Origin of the sequence: Bradyrhizobium sp. HKCCYLRH2015 (assembly GCF_051168215.1) — a bacterium.
GTDB lineage: Bacteria > Pseudomonadota > Alphaproteobacteria > Rhizobiales > Xanthobacteraceae > Bradyrhizobium.
In genome coordinates, this window is the sequence record NZ_JBNPUO010000002.1 from 282,845 (window position 1) to 298,892 (window position 16,048).

Below are 16,048 nucleotides of genomic sequence, written 5' to 3' on the forward strand. Positions count from 1 at the left end.
GGCGCGAGCAGCAGAGATGCCGTCAACCGTTGGCGGAGGTCTGGTCGCATGATCCCACCACCCAGACATCCGACGCCGCGAACGATAGCGCGACCTCGCTGCCGACCTCCGCGGCCTGGCCGGCACGGTCGCCCTTGATGATCAGCCGCTGCGCGCCGACCGTGGCGACCAGACGCATGTGATCGCCGAAATACACCGCGTCCATGATGCGCGCGGTCAGGCGGTTTGCGGTTGCGGCCGCATGATCGTTGATCCGGATCGCCTCGGGTCGGATCGAGACCTGCACCTTGCCGCCATCGACGCGATCAGCGCCGGCATGCGCCGAAAGCGTAAGGCCCGAGTCCGTCGTCAGCCGCATCGCCTCGCCGGCCTGCTCAGCCACCTTGCACGACAGCAGGTTGGTCTCGCCGATGAACTCGGCGACGAACGGCGTCCGCGGCAGCTCGTAGATCTCGCGCGGCGTGCCGATCTGCTCGATCCTGCCGTGGTTGAACACGGCGATGCGGTCGGACATCGTCAGCGCCTCGTCCTGGTCGTGGGTGACGAATACGATGGTGAGGCCGAGCCGGCGGTGCAGGTCGCGGATGTCGAGTTGCATCTGCTCGCGCAGCTTCTTGTCGAGCGCGCCGAGCGGCTCGTCCATCAGCACCACCTGCGGCTCGAACACCAGCGCGCGGGCCAGCGCCACGCGTTGCTGCTGGCCGCCGGAGAGCTGCGCCGGCTTGCGCTCGGCCATGGCCGACAGCTTCACCATGTCGAGCACGCGCGCGACCCGCGTGGCGATCTCGGGCTTGGGCGTGCCGCGCATCTTCAGGGGAAACGCGATGTTGTCGCGCACGCTCATGTGCGGGAACAGCGCGTAGTTCTGGAACACCACGCCCATGTTGCGCTTGTGCGGCGGGAGCCCGTCGACCCTGACGCCATTGACTGCGATCGTGCCGCTGGTCGGCTGCTCGAAGCCGGCCAGCATCATCAACAGCGTGGTCTTGCCGGAGCCGGAGGGGCCGAGCAGGGCGACGAACTCGCCGCGGGCGATATCGAGGTCGAGATCGTCGACCACGGTCAGCGCGGCGAAGCGCTTGACCACCTGCCGGAACGAGATGAAGGGGGTATCCATGACGAAGGCTTTCGGCGCGGACCTCGCCGGGACTCATACGAGGCGGGCAGGCGCGCGTCGCGACGATCGCGCGCCCGGTGTGCGGAAGCGGCGGGCCTCAGCGCGCCAGCCAGGCGTTGAAGCGCTTCGACAGCTCTTCCGAATTGTCCGTCCAGAAGCCGACGTCCAGCGCGATCGCCTGCTTCAGGTTTTCGGGGGTCGTCGGCAGCTCCGCGGCGTATTTCTCCGGCACCAGCTTGGCAGCGGCGATGTTCGGCAGGCCGTAGGCGATGTATTCCGGCAGCTTGGCCTGGTTCTCGGCCTGGCTCGCAAAGGCGATGAAGTTCATCGCGGCATCCTTGTTGGGCGAGCCCTTGAGCACGACCCAGCTGTCGACCGCATAGATGCTGCCCGGAAACACGAAGCCGAAATGCTTGCCCTCGGTGCGGTTGATGGCGGTGATGCGGCCGTTATAGACCGAGGTCATCGCGACCTGGCCGGACGACAACAGCTGCAGCGGCTGCGCGCCGGCCTCCCACCACACGATGTCGGCCTTGAGCGCGTCGAGCTTCTTGAAGGCGCGCTCGACGCCCTCTTTGGTCTTCAGCACCTTGTAGACGTCGGTCGCCGGCACGCCGTCGGCCATCAGCGCGAACTCGAGCGTGTATTTGGCGCCCTTGCGCAGGCCGCGCTTGCCCGGAAACTTTGCCGTGTCCCAGAAGTCCGCCCAGGTCTTCGGCCCGTCCTTGATCTTATCGCCGTCGAACGCCATTCCGGTGGACCACACGATGGCGCCGACGCCGCAATCGCTGACGCCGGCCGGGATGAAGCCGTTTTTGTCGCCGATCTTGCTCCAGTCGATCTTCTCGTAGATGCCGTCGCTGCAGCCGAGCTCGAGCTCCTCGGCCTCGACCTGCACCGCATCCCAGTTCGGCACCCCGGCCTTCACCTTGGCCTGCAGCACGCCATAGCCGCCGTCCCAGCTCTCGTCGAGCACGGTGGCGCCGAGCTTGGCGGCGAAGGGCTGGAAGTAGATCTTGCGCTGCGCGTCCTGGTAGTTGCCGCCCCAGGACACGACGGTGAGATCACGCGCCTGCGCGGAAACGAGGAGACCTAGCATCGCGGCTGCGGTCACCAGCACCGTCTTCGAGACGGTTGCGGCTGCGCGTCTGACAGGCCGATCCGTCGCGTTCGACACTGTTGCCGTCGTGGAGTTGGTCCGCAGAAAAAGCATGCTCGATGATCCGTCGCGCTTGAAAGGTTCAAAAAAGCTATCGGCTGGACCAAGCCCTGGCAAGCGCGAGTTTTGATCGTCACGTGATGCTATTTTGGCGTTCATGCGCTGCATCAGTGGCGTTGCGGCGAAGCGCTAATGGATCCGGCTCGCGCGGCAGGGGCGCCGTGCGGCCGCCCGTCCGCTTCACCGCAACGCATGATCTTGATCACGGTTGCGGTTTCACCCGATGTCCATCTCGGTCGACGGCGCTTCCTCATATCTCAGGAGGTCTCCGGGTTGGCAGCCGAGAAACCGGCAGATCCGCTCGAGGGTCTCGAAGCGCACACCCTTCACCTTGCCTTGTTTGAGCAGGGACAGGTTGGCCTCGGTGATCCCGACATATTCGGCCAGATCTTTGGACTTCACATTGCGTTCGGCGAGCATCACCCCCAACCGCACTCGGATCGGCATGTCCTGTCCTTCAGACGAATTGCTGGTTTTCGTCGGCGATCTCCAGCGCCTCCGTCATCACCCAGGCGATCACCGCAACCGTTCCTGAGAAGATCAGAGCGATGAGCGTATCCGATCCGACGCTCAGCGCGAGGGTCTTCGCTCCCGCGGGCTGACGGAAGCTCAGGACGACCGACAGCGCTGCACCGGCCAGCGGTTTCAGCAGGGCTGATGCCGCGACAGCGATCGCAAACGTCTTCAGCTGTCTGATCGAGTCGCGCGAGAAGATGCGGCCGGCGGCGAAGGCGTCGAAGCAACGACGTCCGCTCAGCAGGCCCCAGATCAGCGTCCCCAGCGGCACCATGGCGATGCTGAACGCGAGGGCCCGCGTGGACCAGTCGATCTCGGTCACCGGCGCATTCGGGATGCCGGCGTGGCTGAACAGCGTGGGCGCGGGCGTCAAGGCCCAATAGAGCGCCATTGCCGCGGCGAGCAGCCCGGATGTGACGAGACAGCTTGCCGCCATCAGTTGGCTGAGCCGGCGAATGCGATTGCTGCGTCCGGAGCGCGCGGCACTCGTGCCGGACATCTCTGCTGTTTGCGTCATGGTCGAATGGCCCCCACGGTTGATTGGTGTCTCGGCAGTGCGCCGACAGGATCACGATACGATCAAAAATTATCGTTTGACAATAATTTATTTTCGTTCGACAGATGGGGTATTAGCTCAGGAGCCACCTCATGTCTCATTGCCGGGCCAGACTGGCCGTCACTGTCGCCTTCGCGTCCGCTGTTATGACGACTTCTCCATCCAGCGCCGCGCCATCCACCTCTCGCGGCCTGATATCGGTCGCGCAGGTGGTTCAGATGCTGGAGAAGGCGCCGACCGACCGGACGGCCCAGCAGGTTCTCACCGCCTACCTTGCCGGAGTCGGCGAGGCCGCTGGCGCAGTCGCCAGCATGGGGCGCGCGACCTGCCGCACCTCGTTGAACTTGAGCGCGGCGACTGTCGGGCAGGCGCTGAGCTCCGCTGCCGCAGCGCAGGACGCGGCGGAAACGCCGGCAACGCCTTTGATCGTCAGGGACATGCTCGATCGCGCAGGATGCAAGCGCCCATGAGCTGTTCCGGCGCAGCAGCCATCACGCGCCAAAGCCGGTCTTCGCCATAGATGTCGTTACTTCGTGTTTTGCCGCGGCTTCGTTCAAAGGCGCGCGTGCTGGCCATTGATGCGGCGCCAAGGCGCGCCGCTACAGGCCGGCGCCGCAGCCATCGCGCTCCGGGCAGCTCTGCGATAGCGACGGATCACCTGCTGCCGCATTGTCGACGACCAGGCCCACAGCGGGGCGTGAGCTGGCTGTAGCGCTGACCGGGCCGGCGAGACGGCGAAATCCTCCATGTGCTCCGATGCGCTGAAAACCCTCGGCCGTCTTCATCAGCCGGGCTGCCACCATTTGATTCAAAAAATCCATGTTGCAACTCCTTGTGGTCAAATGACCCGGCGGCCTGGTGCGGGACAGGCCGCCGGGTCGGCGCAACGTGCTGGAGTTGGCGTCCTCCATCCCGCTGCGCTGGTCTGTGATCCGTTTCACAGTCCTGTAGAATTGATCGCGAAACGGATCATCGGGGGAGCGTGATGGGGGACGCCGGCGGCCATTTGTCTCTACGAATCAAGAGACGATCGCGCTTCTGGACCCTCGACATCACGCGCGTTCACATTCTTGTTTACTCCGCGGGTTGAGCCGCCACCGTGCCGTGGCCGCCATGCTGGGTGAGCGGCTTCATGCCGGTCAGCGTCCGCAGCAGCACATAGAACACCGGCGTCAGGAACAGGCCGAACACGGTGACGCCGATCATGCCGGAGAACACCGCGACGCCCATCGCGCGCCGCATCTCGGAGCCTGCTCCGGTCGACAGCACCAGCGGCAGCACGCCCATGATGAACGCCATCGACGTCATCAGGATCGGCCGCAACCGCAGACGGCTCGCCTCGATCGCGGCGCGCAGCGGCGTGCGCCCGGCGAATTCGAGCTCGCGCGCGAATTCGACGATCAGGATCGCGTTCTTGGCGGAGAGGCCGACGAGCACGATCAGGCCGATCTGGGTGAAGATGTTGTTGTCGCCCTTCGAGAGGTAGACGCCGGCCATCGCCGCCAGCAGCGCCATCGGAACGATCATCAGGATCGCGAGCGGCAAGGTCAGGCTCTCATACAGCGCGGCCAGCACCAGGAACACCAGGAGGATCGCCAGCGGAAACACCCACAGACCGGAGTTGCCGGCGATGAACTCCTGATAGGTCAGGTCGGTCCATTCGAAGGCAAAGCCGGGCGGCAGCACCTCGGCCGCGACCCGCTCGGCCGCCGCCTGCGCCTGGCCCGAGGAGAAGCCGGGCGCCGCTGCCGCGTTGATGTCCGATGACAAGAAGCCGTTGTAGCGGATGGCGCGCTCGGGCCCGGCGCTCTGCCGCACGTTCAGCAGCGCCGACAGCGGCACCATGTCGCCGGAGGCGGAGCGTACCTTGAGCTGGCGGATATCGTCGGCTCGGGCGCGGAACGGTGCGTCGGCCTGCACGCGCACCGAATAGGTGCGCCCGAACTTGTTGAAGTCGTTCACGTAGTAGGAGCCGAGGTAGATCTGCAGGGTGTTGAACACCTCCGTCACGGGCACGCCGAGCTGCAACGCCTTGGTGCGGTCGATGTCGGCGAAGAGTTGCGGCACGTTGACCTGGAAGCTGGAGAATACGCCGGCGATCTCGGGCGACTTCTGCAGGCCCGCCATGAACGCCTTGGTGACGTCGTTGAGCGCCTCGTAGCCGAGGCCGGCGCGGTCCTCGATCTGCAGCTTGAAGCCGCCGATGGTGCCGAGGCCGTTGACCGGCGGTGGCGGGAACATCGCGATGAAGGCGTCCTGGATGCCGGCGTACTTCTTGTTGAGCTCCATCGCCAGCGCGCCGCCCGACAAGGACGGATCCTTGCGCTCGTCGAACGGCTTCAGGGTCGAGAACACGATGCCGGCATTGGAGGAGTTGGTAAAGCCGGAGATCGACAGGCCGGGGAAGGCGACCGAGCTCTCGACGCCGGGCTGCGTCAGCGCGATGTCGCTCATCTTGCGGATCACCTCCTCGGAGCGGTCCAGCGTGGCGCCGTCCGGCAGCCGCGCGAAGCCGACCAGGTACTGCTTGTCCTGGCCCGGCACGAAGCCGCCCGGCACCTGCTTGAACAGCACGGCGGTGGCGCCGACCAGCAGGACGTAGAGCACCATGACGGCGGCCTTGCCGGTGATCACCTTCGACACGCTGCCGCTGTAGTTATTGGACGCACGGACGAAGGCGCGGTTGAAGCCGCGGAAGAACCAGCCGAGCGTACGATCGAGAATCCGGGTGAGGCGATCCTTGGGCTCGTGGTGGCCCTTGAGCAGCAGCGCCGACAGCGCCGGCGACAGGGTCAGCGAGTTGACCGCGGAGATCACGGTGGAGATCGCGATCGTCAGCGCGAACTGCTTGTAGAACTGCCCGGTGAGGCCGGAGATGAAGGCGAGCGGCACGAACACCGCGACCAGCACCAGAGCGATCGCGATGATCGGTCCCGACACCTCGCGCATCGCCTGATAGGTGGCGTCACGCGGCGACAGGCCGCTCTCGATGTTGCGCTCGACGTTCTCCACGACGACGATGGCGTCGTCGACGACGATGCCGATCGCGAGCACCAGGCCGAACAGGCTGAGCGCGTTGATCGAGAAGCCGAACAGATGCATCACCGCGAAGGTGCCGACGATCGAGACGGGGACAGCCAGCAGCGGGATGATCGAGGCACGCCAGGTCTGCAGGAACAGGATCACGACGATCACGACCAGCACGATGGCCTCGAAAAGTGTGTGCACGACGGCCTCGATCGAGGAGCGCACGAACTGCGTCGGGTCATAGACGATGTGATACTCGACGCCTTCCGGCATCGTCTTCTTGATCTCGGCCATGGTGGCGCGAACGTTGTCCGAGATCTGCAGCGCGTTGGAGCCGGGCGCCTGGAAGATCGGGATCGCCACGGCCTGCTTGTTGTCGAGCAGCGAGCGCAGGCCGTACTCGGAGGCGCCGAGCTCGATGCGGGCGACGTCGCGCAGCCGCGTGATCTCGCCATGCGCGCCGGTCTTCACGACGATGTCGGCGAACTGGTCCTCGTTCGACAGCCGGCCCTCGGCATTGACCGAGAGCTGCAGGTCGAGCCCCTTGACGCTCGGCGAGGCGCCGACCACGCCGGCCGCGGCCTCGACGTTTTGCGCCTGGATCGCCTTGACGATGTCAGAAGCGGAGAGGCCGTGCTCGGCCGCCTTCTGCGGATCGACCCAGACCCGCATCGAATAGTCGCCGGCGCCGAACAGCTGCACGTCGCCGACGCCGTCGATGCGCGCCAGCCGGTCCTTGACGTTGAGCACCGCGTAGTTGCGCAAATAGGTCGTGTCGTAGCGGCCGTTCGGCGAAATCAGATGCACGACCATGGTGAGGTCGGGCGAGCTCTTCTTGGTGATGACACCGAGCTGGCGCACCACGGCGGGCAGCCGCGGCTCGGCCTGCTGCACGCGGTTCTGCACCAGCTGCGTCGCCTTGTCCGGATCGGTGCCGAGCTTGAAGGTGACGGTGAGCGTCATCGCGCCGTCGGTGGTCGCCTGGCTACTCATATAGAGCATGTTCTCGACGCCGTTGATCTGCTCCTCGATCGGCGTCGCCACCGTCTCGGCGATCACCTTGGGATTGGCGCCGGGATAGGTCGCGCGCACCACCACCGAGGGTGGCACGACGTCGGGGTATTCGGAGATCGGCATGGAGAACAGCGCGATCAGGCCGCCGAGGAAGATCAGCGTCGACAGCACGCCTGCGAAGATCGGCCGGTCGATGAAGAATTTGGAGAGGTTCATGGGGGGCCCCGTGGTCGGGAGATGTCAGCGTGTGAAATGAAATTCGCTCGAGCTATTGCGCTCGCTGCCGCCTCAGATCAGGTGTCGTCCCGGCGAACGCCGGGACCCATACCGCGGACGGCCAGTTGGTGAAAAAGACTGGGGGTCATCTTTCTTGCCTACAAACAAAGCCGGTGGTTATGGGTCCCCGCTTTCGCGGGGACGACAGCTGTGGGTGGCGTTGGTGGCCGGGCTCCAATGATGCTCAGCGCTGCGCCAGCTGCTTGTTGTCAGACGCCGCCCCGTCCCGCGCGCCCATCGCCGCCACCTGCGTCTTCAGCAGCGCGCCCGGCCGCACCCGCTGAAGGCCGTTGACGACCACGCGCTCGCCGGGCTTGAGGCCGGCGGAGATGATGCGCAGGCCATCGACGCTGCCGCCGAGGCTGACCGTGCGATAGACAGCGCGCTCGTCGTCGCCGACCACCATCACGAATTTCTTGTCCTGGTCGGTGCCGATGGCGCGCTCGTCGAGCAGCACCAGCGATTGCTGCTGCGGCTGGCCCATGCGCACGCGCGCGAACTGGCCGGGGATCAGCCGGCCGTCCTCGTTCTTGAACACGGCGCGGACGCGGATCGTGCCGCTCTGCCCGTTGACCTGATTGTCGATCAACTGGATATGGCCGGATGCCGTGATGCCGCCCGAGGTCGTCATCTCGACCGGGATGCGGTCGAGATTGCCGCGTTTGCCGGAGCCGTCGGCAATCGCCGACAATGCGCGCAACACCAGCTCTTCGGTGGCGTCGAAGCTCGCATAGATCGGGTTGACGGACACCAGCGAGGTCAGCACCGGCGAGGCCGACCCGGCGGCGACGAGGTTGCCGACGGTGACCTCGATCCGGCCGACCCGGCCGTCGACCGGCGCGCGCACCTGCGTGTAGTCGAGATTGAGTTTTGCGGCCTGCAACGCCGCTTCCGCGGCCTTGACGTTGGCGATCGCCTCGCGATTGCCGTTGTCGCGCTGGTCGTAGTCGCGCTTGGTGACGATGGAGTTGCCGACCAGCTGCGCGCCGCGCTCCAGCTCATTGGCGGCGAAGGATGCGCGGGCCCGCGCAGCCTCGAGCTGCGCCTGCGCCCGGTCGACCTCGGCGGCGTAGGGCGCGGGGTCGATCTTGAACAGGACGTCGCCGGCCTTGACCAGCGAGCCCTCGGTGAAATTGGTGCCGAGAATGGCGCCGGCCACCCGCGGCCGGATCTCGACCCGCTCGACCGCCTCGAGCCGGCCGGAGAACTCGTCCCACAGGCTCGCCTGGCGCGGCTCGACGACGACAACCGTCACGGGGACGGCCTGTTCGGGGGCCGCCGCGCGGGCCGCATTCGGCGCGGGACTGAAGTGGAAATATTGGGAGCCGGCGTAGGATCCGGCGGCAATCACCAGGCCGGCGGCGGCGACGGTGCCCAGCCACCGCTTCAGGCGGCCGGAAGAACGAATTTCGGGCGAAGGCATTGGCGCGCTCCAGATTTGTAGTGCTCGCTACAAATGTGGCGCTGGCAACCCGTTCGCAAGAGACTTATGTAACGGATACTACGAAAATAGTAGCCCGACTTTCGGCGACTGCGCCAGATCAAAGAAATCGCGTTCAATAACAACTAGATAAGAATCAGACGGGGCGGAGACGGGAACAGGAGTTTTGCACATGGGCATCGGACGGCCCCGGACTTTCGATCGCGACACCGCGCTGGACCAGGCGATGGAGGTGTTCTGGCGCCATGGCTATGAGGGCGCGACCATCGCCCAGCTCACCGACGCCATGGGCATCAACCCGCCCAGCCTCTATGCCGCGTTCGGCAGCAAGGAAGCCCTGCTCAAGGCCGCGCTCGACCGCTACACGGCGCGACGGGAGGCCTGGATGGACGAGGTGCTGAGCGCGCCGACCGCCCGCGAGGTCACCGCGCGGATGCTGATGGGCGTCGCCGAGAAACAGACCGATCCCTCCAATCCGCCCGGCTGCCTGCTGGTGCAGGGCGGTCTCGCCTGCGGCTCCGGCTCCGCCAACGTGCCGTTCGAGCTCGCGGCCCGCCGTGCGCAGACCGAGGAGCAGCTCCGGCACCGTTTCGAGCGCGCCAAGCGCGAAGGCGATCTGGCCCCGGCCGCGGATCCGGCCGCGCTCGCGCGTTACGTCTCGGCCGTGATCACGGGCATGAGCGTGATGGCCTCCTCCGGCGGCGACCGTGAGGCTCTGGCCCAGGTTGCGGCCGTGGCGATCAGGTCGGTCGAGGAGCAGTCTGTGCGGGCGTAATGCCCGGTCGCGCGGAGCCAAGCCGCCATGCGACATTCTCAAGCTGTCTCCATCTGTGTGTTCGCGAAGCCCCGAGCAGGCGTAGGAGTGACGGCCTGTGAGATCGTAGCAGGATATCGGCGTTTTCCGGACCGTCAGCCCGCAGCCGTTAAAGCGCACCTTCGCGATGCCGGGCTTCGATCTGATTCCGGGCCGAATAGAGCGCTCGCAACCACCAGCCGCTTAGTCCCGGCGCGTCCGACGTCGCTCAATCTTGTCCGAAGGAGGCCTGCTCTGGAGCACCGTCCGCATGATGCCGGCGAACAGCAATGCTGCGGCCGGCCAATGAAACCAGACTCTGTGCAGACCGGTGAAAACATTGATCAGAAGCAGAAAGCCGGAGACCGTGAGGGCCATTGCGAGGGGACGAGGCAGGCTCGCGAAGTGATCCGCGATCGAGGTGATCGACGTGGATCGCGCATCGCCGTCGCGAAAAGGAGGTGGAGCGCTCGAGGCCGCAAACGCGCGCGCATGGAGGGCGCCGTCGTCAACCAGGTCGGGTCGCTGGCCGGAACGGCCGCCGATCGTGACACGATAGCTGGTCACGGGGGCAACATTCTTCAGCGGTGGCTGGCCAAGACAGTCGAAGCCGACAGTCAGTTTGTTGTGCACCTGGTCGTAGACGGGGGCCGAGACCACGATGCCGCCGGGCTCGGCCAGTTCTTGCAGGCGCGCCGCGATATTGACCCCATCGCCGAAGATATCGGAACCATCCACCATCACATCTCCCAGATTGATCCCGATGCGAAACTGCATCTGGTGTCCGTTGGATGGCGTGGGCTTCTGACTGATTTCCTGCTGAATTTCGACGGCACACCGCACGGCCTCGACGACACTGGCGAACTCGGCGATCACGGCATCGCCCCAAGTATTGACGATGCGCCCGTCATGGCGCTCCACCAATCCTGCAATGGCCGTGCGGTAGCGGCGCAGCGTCTCCAGCGTACCGGCTTCGTCGGCTCCCATGAGGCGGGAATAGCCGTGCACATCCGCGCACAGCACTGTCGTCAACCGCCGTTTCAATTTATCGTCCGCCATGTAGCCGATCGTAGCCTCATCGATTGCCAAATGCATCAGGCATCATCCGGCGCAGCGGGATCAGGCCGCGCTGTTTTCCGTCCCATGCGCTGTGCGGCGGTCGCCCTTCGCATGGGTCTCTTGCGCTTCCTGATGAGGTCCGTTTCTTTGTGGGCCTGCATCGCCGGCCGGGCCGGTGCGCGCCTGCCTTTCCTCGCAACCACCGGGTTCAGCCTTCATGCGTGTCTTCTCCGCCGCCCTTGCCACCGAGACCAATACCTTCGCGCCGATGCCCACGGGGCTCGCGACCTTCCATGAGCGCGCCTACTTCCCCGCCGGCCAGCACCCAGACAAGATGCAGATGCATGGCGGGCCACTATGGGCTGCGCGCCAGGTTGGGCCGTCCAAGGGCTGGACGCTGATCGAAGGGCTGGTGGCCGCGGCCGTGCCCAACGGGCTCGTCACTCGCGCCGCGTTCGAAACCCTGCGTGACCAGATCCTTGCCGACCTCAAAGCCGCGCTGCCGGTCGACATGGCGCTGATCGGCCTGCACGGCGCGATGATCGCCGACGGCTATGATGATTGCGAGGGCGAGCTGCTCGCGCTGATACGCGAGATCGTCGGACCCGATGTGGTCGTCGGCGCCACGCTCGACCCCCACGTCCATATGAGCGAGCTGATGGTCAGAAGCGCCGATCTTCTGATCTGCTGGAAGGAATATCCGCACACCGACATTCTCGAGCGCGCGCAGGATCTGGTGAAACACTGCACCGAGATCGCCGAGAAGCGGCTGAAGCTGCAGAAGGCGCTGGTCGACACCGACATGATCGTCACCCTGCACACCACGCGCGAGCCGGTGCGCAGCTTCGTCGACCGCATCACCGCGCTGGAAGGCAAGGACGGCATCGTCTCGGTCTCGATCGTTCACGGCTTCGGCTGGGGCGACACGCCGTCCATGGGCACCAAGGTGCTGGTCTATAGCGATGCCGCCGTCGATCCGGACGGTGTCAGGGCGAAGGCGCTGGCACGCCGCCTTGCGGACGAACTGATCGGCATGCGCGAGGCGGTGACCGAGCGCATGCCCGGCGTCGATGCCGCGCTTGACCAGGCATTGGCGACAGACGGCACCATCGTGCTCGGCGATGCCAGCGACAATCCCGGCGGCGGTGCGCCCGGCGATTCCACCTTCATCCTGCGCCGGCTGCTCGACCGCAACATCGGCAATGCCTGCCTCGGTCCACTCTGGGATCCGATCGCGGTGCGCATCGCCTTCGATGCCGGCGTCGGCGCCAAGCTGCCGCTGCGGATCGGCGGCAAGATCGGGCCGCTGTCGGGTGATCCCGTCGATGCGACCTGGGAGATCAAGGCGCTGAAGGAGAACATGGTGATGACGGGCCTCGCCGGCACGCCCGCCAAGCTCGGCGATTGCGCGCTGATCGCGAGCAATGGCGTCGAGGTCGTGATCACGACGTTCCGCTGCCAGGCGTTCGGCACCGACTTCTTCACCCAGCTCGGCTGCGATCCTGCCACGCGCAAGCTCGTCGTGGTGAAATCCGCCCAGCATTTCCGCGCGGCATTTGCGCCGATCGCGGCCGACATCATCATGGTCGATGCGCCCGGCGTGGTCGCGCGCGACGTGACGACGTTGCCCTACAAGAAGATCAAGCGTCCGAAATGGCCGCTCGACGAGTTGCCGCAACCATCGCGCGCATGATGTCCCAGAATGCGACGATCATCGCAGCGACGTTAACGTTCGGAACGCGGCTGGAACGAACCGCGTCCGAATCGCTTGCGAATCAGGGTTTGAAATCTGTTCACGGCTAGATGTCGTATCTCTCCGAGATGGCGCGCAACATGCAGCGCCGGCGATCCTGATCGCGCGGCTCGGCTTTCGCGAGAAGGTTAAAGGCGCAGAGGCGCGCCGGCGTCGTTGGAGAGAAAGCTACGACCCCGCATGCGGGGGCGGGCCCGCTCACGTCGTCGACGATCCGAACCGTCGCACCCACGCCGCCCTCAGACCGATCGGTGTCGGCGAGAACGGGCCCGGAGGCGCGCGCGTGATCAGGGCGACCAGCAGGAGCGCGGCGATCGCGAGCCAGAAGCACAGCCAGAACGCGTCGAGATAAGCGAGCACGTTGGCCTCGCGCTGGACCTGCGCGGCCAAGGTCCCGACGGCGCGCGCCTTGGCCTGGCCGCCGCCATGCGCGGCGAAATAGCCGGTCAGCCGTTGCAGCGCGCGTGCGACGTCGAGATCGCCGCTCTGGATGTTGAGGCCGAGATAGGCCGAGTGCACCTGCTCGCGCACCCGCAGCCACGTTCCCATCAGGGCGACGCCGATTTCGGCCCCGCCGAGCCGCATCACCTGGATGTAAGCCGCAAAGGACGTCGCGCGGGCCGGATCGGAATTCGACAGCGCGAGGATGATGATCGACAGCAAGGTCAGGGCCTGTCCGATCGACTGCAGCACGACGATGACGATGAAATCCTCGCGCGCCCAGGCATGGGTGATCTGGGTGCCGAGCAGATTGGCCGCCGCGAAGGCGCTGAGACCGAGGACGACGACGATGCGGGGATCGAGATGGCGAAGCAGCGTGATCGACAGCGGCACCAGCACGATCATCGGCAGCGCGCCGTAGAACAACAGCAGCGAGCCGCTCTGCTCCGGCCGCAACTGCGTGATCGTGGCGAGGAAGTTCGGCACCAGCGACGCATTCGAGAGGCTGGTCAGCGTGTAGAGCAGGATCACGACCAGCGACAGCCCGATGTTGCGCGAGAACAGCACGTTGAAATGCGCCCATGGCTGCGGGGCGAGCGCCTCGTTGACGAGGAACAGGACGAACAGCGCGGCGCCGCCTGATAGCAGCGCCATCACCGTGCCCGATTGCAGCCAGTCGAGCCGGTTGCCCTGGTCGAGCCCGGCATAGATCATCGCCACGGCGCTGCCGAGCAGCAGCATCCCGCCCCAGTCGGCGTTCTCGAGCAGCGTGCGGTTGACCGGCTCGGCCGGGGTGCCGAGATAGACCATCAGCGCCATCAGCGGAGCCAGCACGACGCCCTGCCAGTACAGCCACTGCCAGCCGAGATGCTCGACATAGAAGCCGACCAGCGAGGTCGAGGTATCCAGCGCGAAACCGACCCGGATCGCATAGATCGAGATCGCCGGCAGCCACCAGCGGATCGGCAGGTTGCGGAAGATGATCATGAGCGTGGCCGGCACGAAGGTGCCGAGCAGCATGCCGTGCAGGATCGCGAGCGCGATCAAGGTCGGATAGTCGCGCACGAACGGAATGATCAGCGACAGCACCGCGTAGACCAGGCTGGGAATGCCGAGCACACGGCGCAGGCCGAACACGGTCGCGAGCCACGCCACCGCCGGCGCGATCAAGATCTGCGAGCCGATCGCGGCGGTCGACAGCCAAGCGCCCTCGTCGAAGCCGAGCGAGAACGCGCCGCGCAGATCGGGCAGGCCGACCGAGGTCAGCCGGCTGTCGAAATTCGCCAGGAACGAGCCGAGCAGCACCGCCCCGACGGCAAACAGCGGATGCGCCGCCTGGCCGCCGCGCGACAGCGGTCCGCGATCGGTCTCACTTGGTGCCATCGGCCTGGCCGGCGGTGCGGATGTGGGTCTCGACCGACATGCCCGGCAGCAGCCGCGCGAGCAGCGGCTGGTCGCCGTCGAGGGCGATGCGGACCGGAATGCGCTGCACGACCTTGGTGAAGTTGCCGGTGGCATTGTCGGGCGGCAGCAGCGCGAATTGCGAGCCGGAGGCCGGCGCGATCCGCTCGACGCGGCCATGCAGCCTTTGGCCCGGGAACGAGTCCACGGTGACCTCGACCGGCTGGCCGGGCGCGACATGGGTGAGCTGCGTTTCCTTGTAGTTGGCGATGACGAAAACATGCGGCAGCGGCACCACCGCGATCAGGCTGCTGCCGATGTTGACGTAGTCGCCGACCTGCACCTGGCGCTGTCCGACGACGCCGTCGAATGGCGCAGTGATCCTGGTGTAGCCCAGCTTGAGCCGCGCCGCGGCGAGCGCGGCCTTGGCGCCGGCGAGATCGGCGCCGCGCTGCTTCTTGGTGCCGGTGAGCACCTCCAACTGGTGGCGCTGGGCGGCGATCACCGCGCGGCTCGCGCGCACGTCCGCCTGTGCCTTGGCATAGGCGGCCGTTGCCTGTTCCAGCCGCTGCTTGGTCCCTGCCTCGCTCTGCGACAGCGACTGCTGGCGCTCTTCCTCCTGCCTGGCCTGCACCTCGGCCGCGCCGGCAGAGACCTGCTGCGCTTCGGCCTGGGCGATGGTCGCGTATTGCAGCTCGACCTGGTTGCTGAGGTTGTCGAGCGCCGCCTGCGCCGCTTCGACATTGGCCTCGGCCTGCGATACCTGTGCCTCGTAGTCGGCCGGATCGATCTGGACCAGCAGGTCGCCGGCCTTGACCTGCTGGAAATCGCTGACCGCAACCTTCGTCACCTCGCCGGCCACGCGGCTCGAGAGCTGCGTCAGGTCGGCGCGCACATAGGCATCGTTGGTCGACTGGGTCGTTGCGTTGCCGGTCCAGGCGTTCCAGCGCGTGGTCGCGAGCGCCACGAAGGCGAGCGCTGCGATCACCGCAAGCAGCGGAATGCCGAGACGCGCCCAGAGCCCGGGCGCCGCGGCGGACGAGGGGGGCGGCGTCGATGCAGCGCGCGCCGCCGCGTCGACGTTACCAGGTGTTTCACTCAAGGGAGCCTCCTGCATCGGCCGACGCTGATCAGTCCGACGACTCGTACCCCATTCTGCGCCGCGTGCCACCTGGACTCTGGGTTGTGAGCCATGCGCCGCGGGGCATGGACATCTGCGCGCCGAACGGAACCGGCAGGCGATCGGACCGTGATGAAACAGCTAACAGGCCAGCAGGTTGAGCACAGGCACAGCCTGCGATCGCCGCGCCGGGATCGCGCCAACGACATCGGCGCTGCACTCGCTGCCGCGACCAGCCCGCGCATGATGTCCCAGAATGCGACGTCGCGCGCGCTCACGTTAACGTTCAGAACGCGACTTGAACGAACCGCGTCC

General features: G+C 66.2%; 13 protein-coding genes. 3 read left to right on the plus strand and 10 right to left on the minus strand.

Going from position 1 to position 16,048, the window contains the following annotated elements:
* Window positions 1–22: 22 nt before the first annotated feature.
* The 4 genes from ACQR1H_RS05360 to ACQR1H_RS05375 all read right to left on the minus strand — a co-directional run bounded on the left by ACQR1H_RS05360 (window position 23) and on the right by ACQR1H_RS05375 (window position 3,174).
* Complete coding sequence (locus ACQR1H_RS05360) at window positions 23–1,117, minus strand: ABC transporter ATP-binding protein (RefSeq protein ID WP_315801850.1); 1,095 nt, start codon at window positions 1,115–1,117, stop codon at window positions 23–25.
* A 97-nt stretch (window positions 1,118–1,214) separates the two neighbouring features.
* Entirely contained in the window at window positions 1,215–2,216 is a 1,002-nt protein-coding gene (locus tag ACQR1H_RS05365) for an ABC transporter substrate-binding protein (RefSeq protein ID WP_315802162.1), read from the minus strand.
* Window positions 2,217–2,552: 336 nt separating this feature from the next.
* Window positions 2,553–2,783, minus strand: a complete 231-nt coding sequence (locus ACQR1H_RS05370) for a helix-turn-helix domain-containing protein (RefSeq protein WP_434839669.1) — start codon at window positions 2,781–2,783, stop codon at window positions 2,553–2,555.
* A gap of 10 nt (window positions 2,784–2,793) precedes the next feature.
* Window positions 2,794–3,174, minus strand: a complete 381-nt coding sequence (locus ACQR1H_RS05375) for a DUF2975 domain-containing protein (RefSeq protein ID WP_434907251.1) — start codon at window positions 3,172–3,174, stop codon at window positions 2,794–2,796.
* 452 nt (window positions 3,175–3,626) lie between these two features.
* Here ACQR1H_RS05375 and ACQR1H_RS05380 point away from each other — a divergent pair, with 452 nt between their 5' ends.
* A complete protein-coding gene (locus ACQR1H_RS05380) occupies window positions 3,627–3,878 on the plus strand; it encodes a hypothetical protein (RefSeq protein ID WP_316179560.1) in 252 nt (83 codons plus the stop codon).
* A 129-nt stretch (window positions 3,879–4,007) separates the two neighbouring features.
* Here the strand turns inward: ACQR1H_RS05380 and ACQR1H_RS05385 are convergent, their stop codons facing one another.
* The 3 genes from ACQR1H_RS05385 to ACQR1H_RS05395 all read right to left on the minus strand — a co-directional run bounded on the left by ACQR1H_RS05385 (window position 4,008) and on the right by ACQR1H_RS05395 (window position 9,148).
* A complete protein-coding gene (locus ACQR1H_RS05385; protein WP_434880451.1) occupies window positions 4,008–4,229 on the minus strand; it encodes a hypothetical protein in 222 nt (73 codons plus the stop codon).
* 253 nt (window positions 4,230–4,482) lie between these two features.
* A complete protein-coding gene (locus ACQR1H_RS05390; RefSeq protein ID WP_434907252.1) occupies window positions 4,483–7,665 on the minus strand; it encodes an efflux RND transporter permease subunit in 3,183 nt (1,060 codons plus the stop codon).
* 244 nt (window positions 7,666–7,909) lie between these two features.
* The gene (locus ACQR1H_RS05395) at window positions 7,910–9,148 is read right to left on the minus strand and encodes an efflux RND transporter periplasmic adaptor subunit (protein ID WP_434907253.1); all 1,239 of its coding nucleotides are present in this window, start codon (window positions 9,146–9,148) and stop codon (window positions 7,910–7,912) included.
* A 190-nt stretch (window positions 9,149–9,338) separates the two neighbouring features.
* Between ACQR1H_RS05395 and ACQR1H_RS05400 the strand changes: the two genes are divergently transcribed.
* A complete protein-coding gene (locus ACQR1H_RS05400; protein ID WP_315801856.1) occupies window positions 9,339–9,941 on the plus strand; it encodes a TetR/AcrR family transcriptional regulator in 603 nt (200 codons plus the stop codon).
* A 222-nt stretch (window positions 9,942–10,163) separates the two neighbouring features.
* On the opposite strand, the gene ACQR1H_RS05405 is transcribed toward ACQR1H_RS05400, so the two are convergent.
* The gene (locus ACQR1H_RS05405) at window positions 10,164–11,018 is read right to left on the minus strand and encodes an adenylate/guanylate cyclase domain-containing protein (protein ID WP_434907380.1); all 855 of its coding nucleotides are present in this window, start codon (window positions 11,016–11,018) and stop codon (window positions 10,164–10,166) included.
* 217 nt (window positions 11,019–11,235) lie between these two features.
* On the opposite strand from ACQR1H_RS05405, the gene ACQR1H_RS05410 reads away from it, so the two are divergent.
* Entirely contained in the window at window positions 11,236–12,711 is a 1,476-nt protein-coding gene (locus ACQR1H_RS05410) for a M81 family metallopeptidase (RefSeq protein WP_434887852.1), read from the plus strand.
* Window positions 12,712–12,969: 258 nt separating this feature from the next.
* Here the strand turns inward: ACQR1H_RS05410 and ACQR1H_RS05415 are convergent, their stop codons facing one another.
* Together ACQR1H_RS05415 and ACQR1H_RS05420 are read right to left on the minus strand one after the other, a co-directional pair.
* Entirely contained in the window at window positions 12,970–14,595 is a 1,626-nt protein-coding gene (locus ACQR1H_RS05415; RefSeq protein ID WP_434887851.1) for an MFS transporter, read from the minus strand.
* Entirely contained in the window at window positions 14,582–15,715 is a 1,134-nt protein-coding gene (locus ACQR1H_RS05420; RefSeq protein ID WP_315801859.1) for an HlyD family secretion protein, read from the minus strand. The genes ACQR1H_RS05415 and ACQR1H_RS05420 overlap by 14 nt, the downstream gene beginning before the upstream one ends.
* Window positions 15,716–16,048 lie beyond the last annotated feature (333 nt).

Bases quoted from the DNA above. Each gene is read 5' to 3' on its own strand.
- ACQR1H_RS05365 (WP_315802162.1), bottom strand. From the start codon at position 2,216: ATGCTAGGTCTCCTCGTTTCCGCGCAGGCGCGTGATCTCACCGTCGTG.
- ACQR1H_RS05370 (WP_434839669.1), bottom strand. From the start codon at position 2,783: ATGCCGATCCGAGTGCGGTTGGGGGTGATGCTCGCCGAACGCAATGTG.
- ACQR1H_RS05380 (WP_316179560.1), top strand. From the start codon at position 3,627: ATGCTGGAGAAGGCGCCGACCGACCGGACGGCCCAGCAGGTTCTCACC.
- ACQR1H_RS05395 (WP_434907253.1), bottom strand. From the start codon at position 9,148: ATGCCTTCGCCCGAAATTCGTTCTTCCGGCCGCCTGAAGCGGTGGCTG.
- ACQR1H_RS05385 (WP_434880451.1), bottom strand. From the start codon at position 4,229: ATGGATTTTTTGAATCAAATGGTGGCAGCCCGGCTGATGAAGACGGCC.
- ACQR1H_RS05360 (WP_315801850.1), bottom strand. From the start codon at position 1,117: ATGGATACCCCCTTCATCTCGTTCCGGCAGGTGGTCAAGCGCTTCGCC.
- ACQR1H_RS05405 (WP_434907380.1), bottom strand. From the start codon at position 11,018: ATGGCGGACGATAAATTGAAACGGCGGTTGACGACAGTGCTGTGCGCG.
- ACQR1H_RS05410 (WP_434887852.1), top strand. From the start codon at position 11,236: ATGCGTGTCTTCTCCGCCGCCCTTGCCACCGAGACCAATACCTTCGCG.
- ACQR1H_RS05400 (WP_315801856.1), top strand. From the start codon at position 9,339: ATGGGCATCGGACGGCCCCGGACTTTCGATCGCGACACCGCGCTGGAC.
- ACQR1H_RS05415 (WP_434887851.1), bottom strand. From the start codon at position 14,595: ATGGCACCAAGTGAGACCGATCGCGGACCGCTGTCGCGCGGCGGCCAG.
- ACQR1H_RS05390 (WP_434907252.1), bottom strand. From the start codon at position 7,665: ATGAACCTCTCCAAATTCTTCATCGACCGGCCGATCTTCGCAGGCGTG.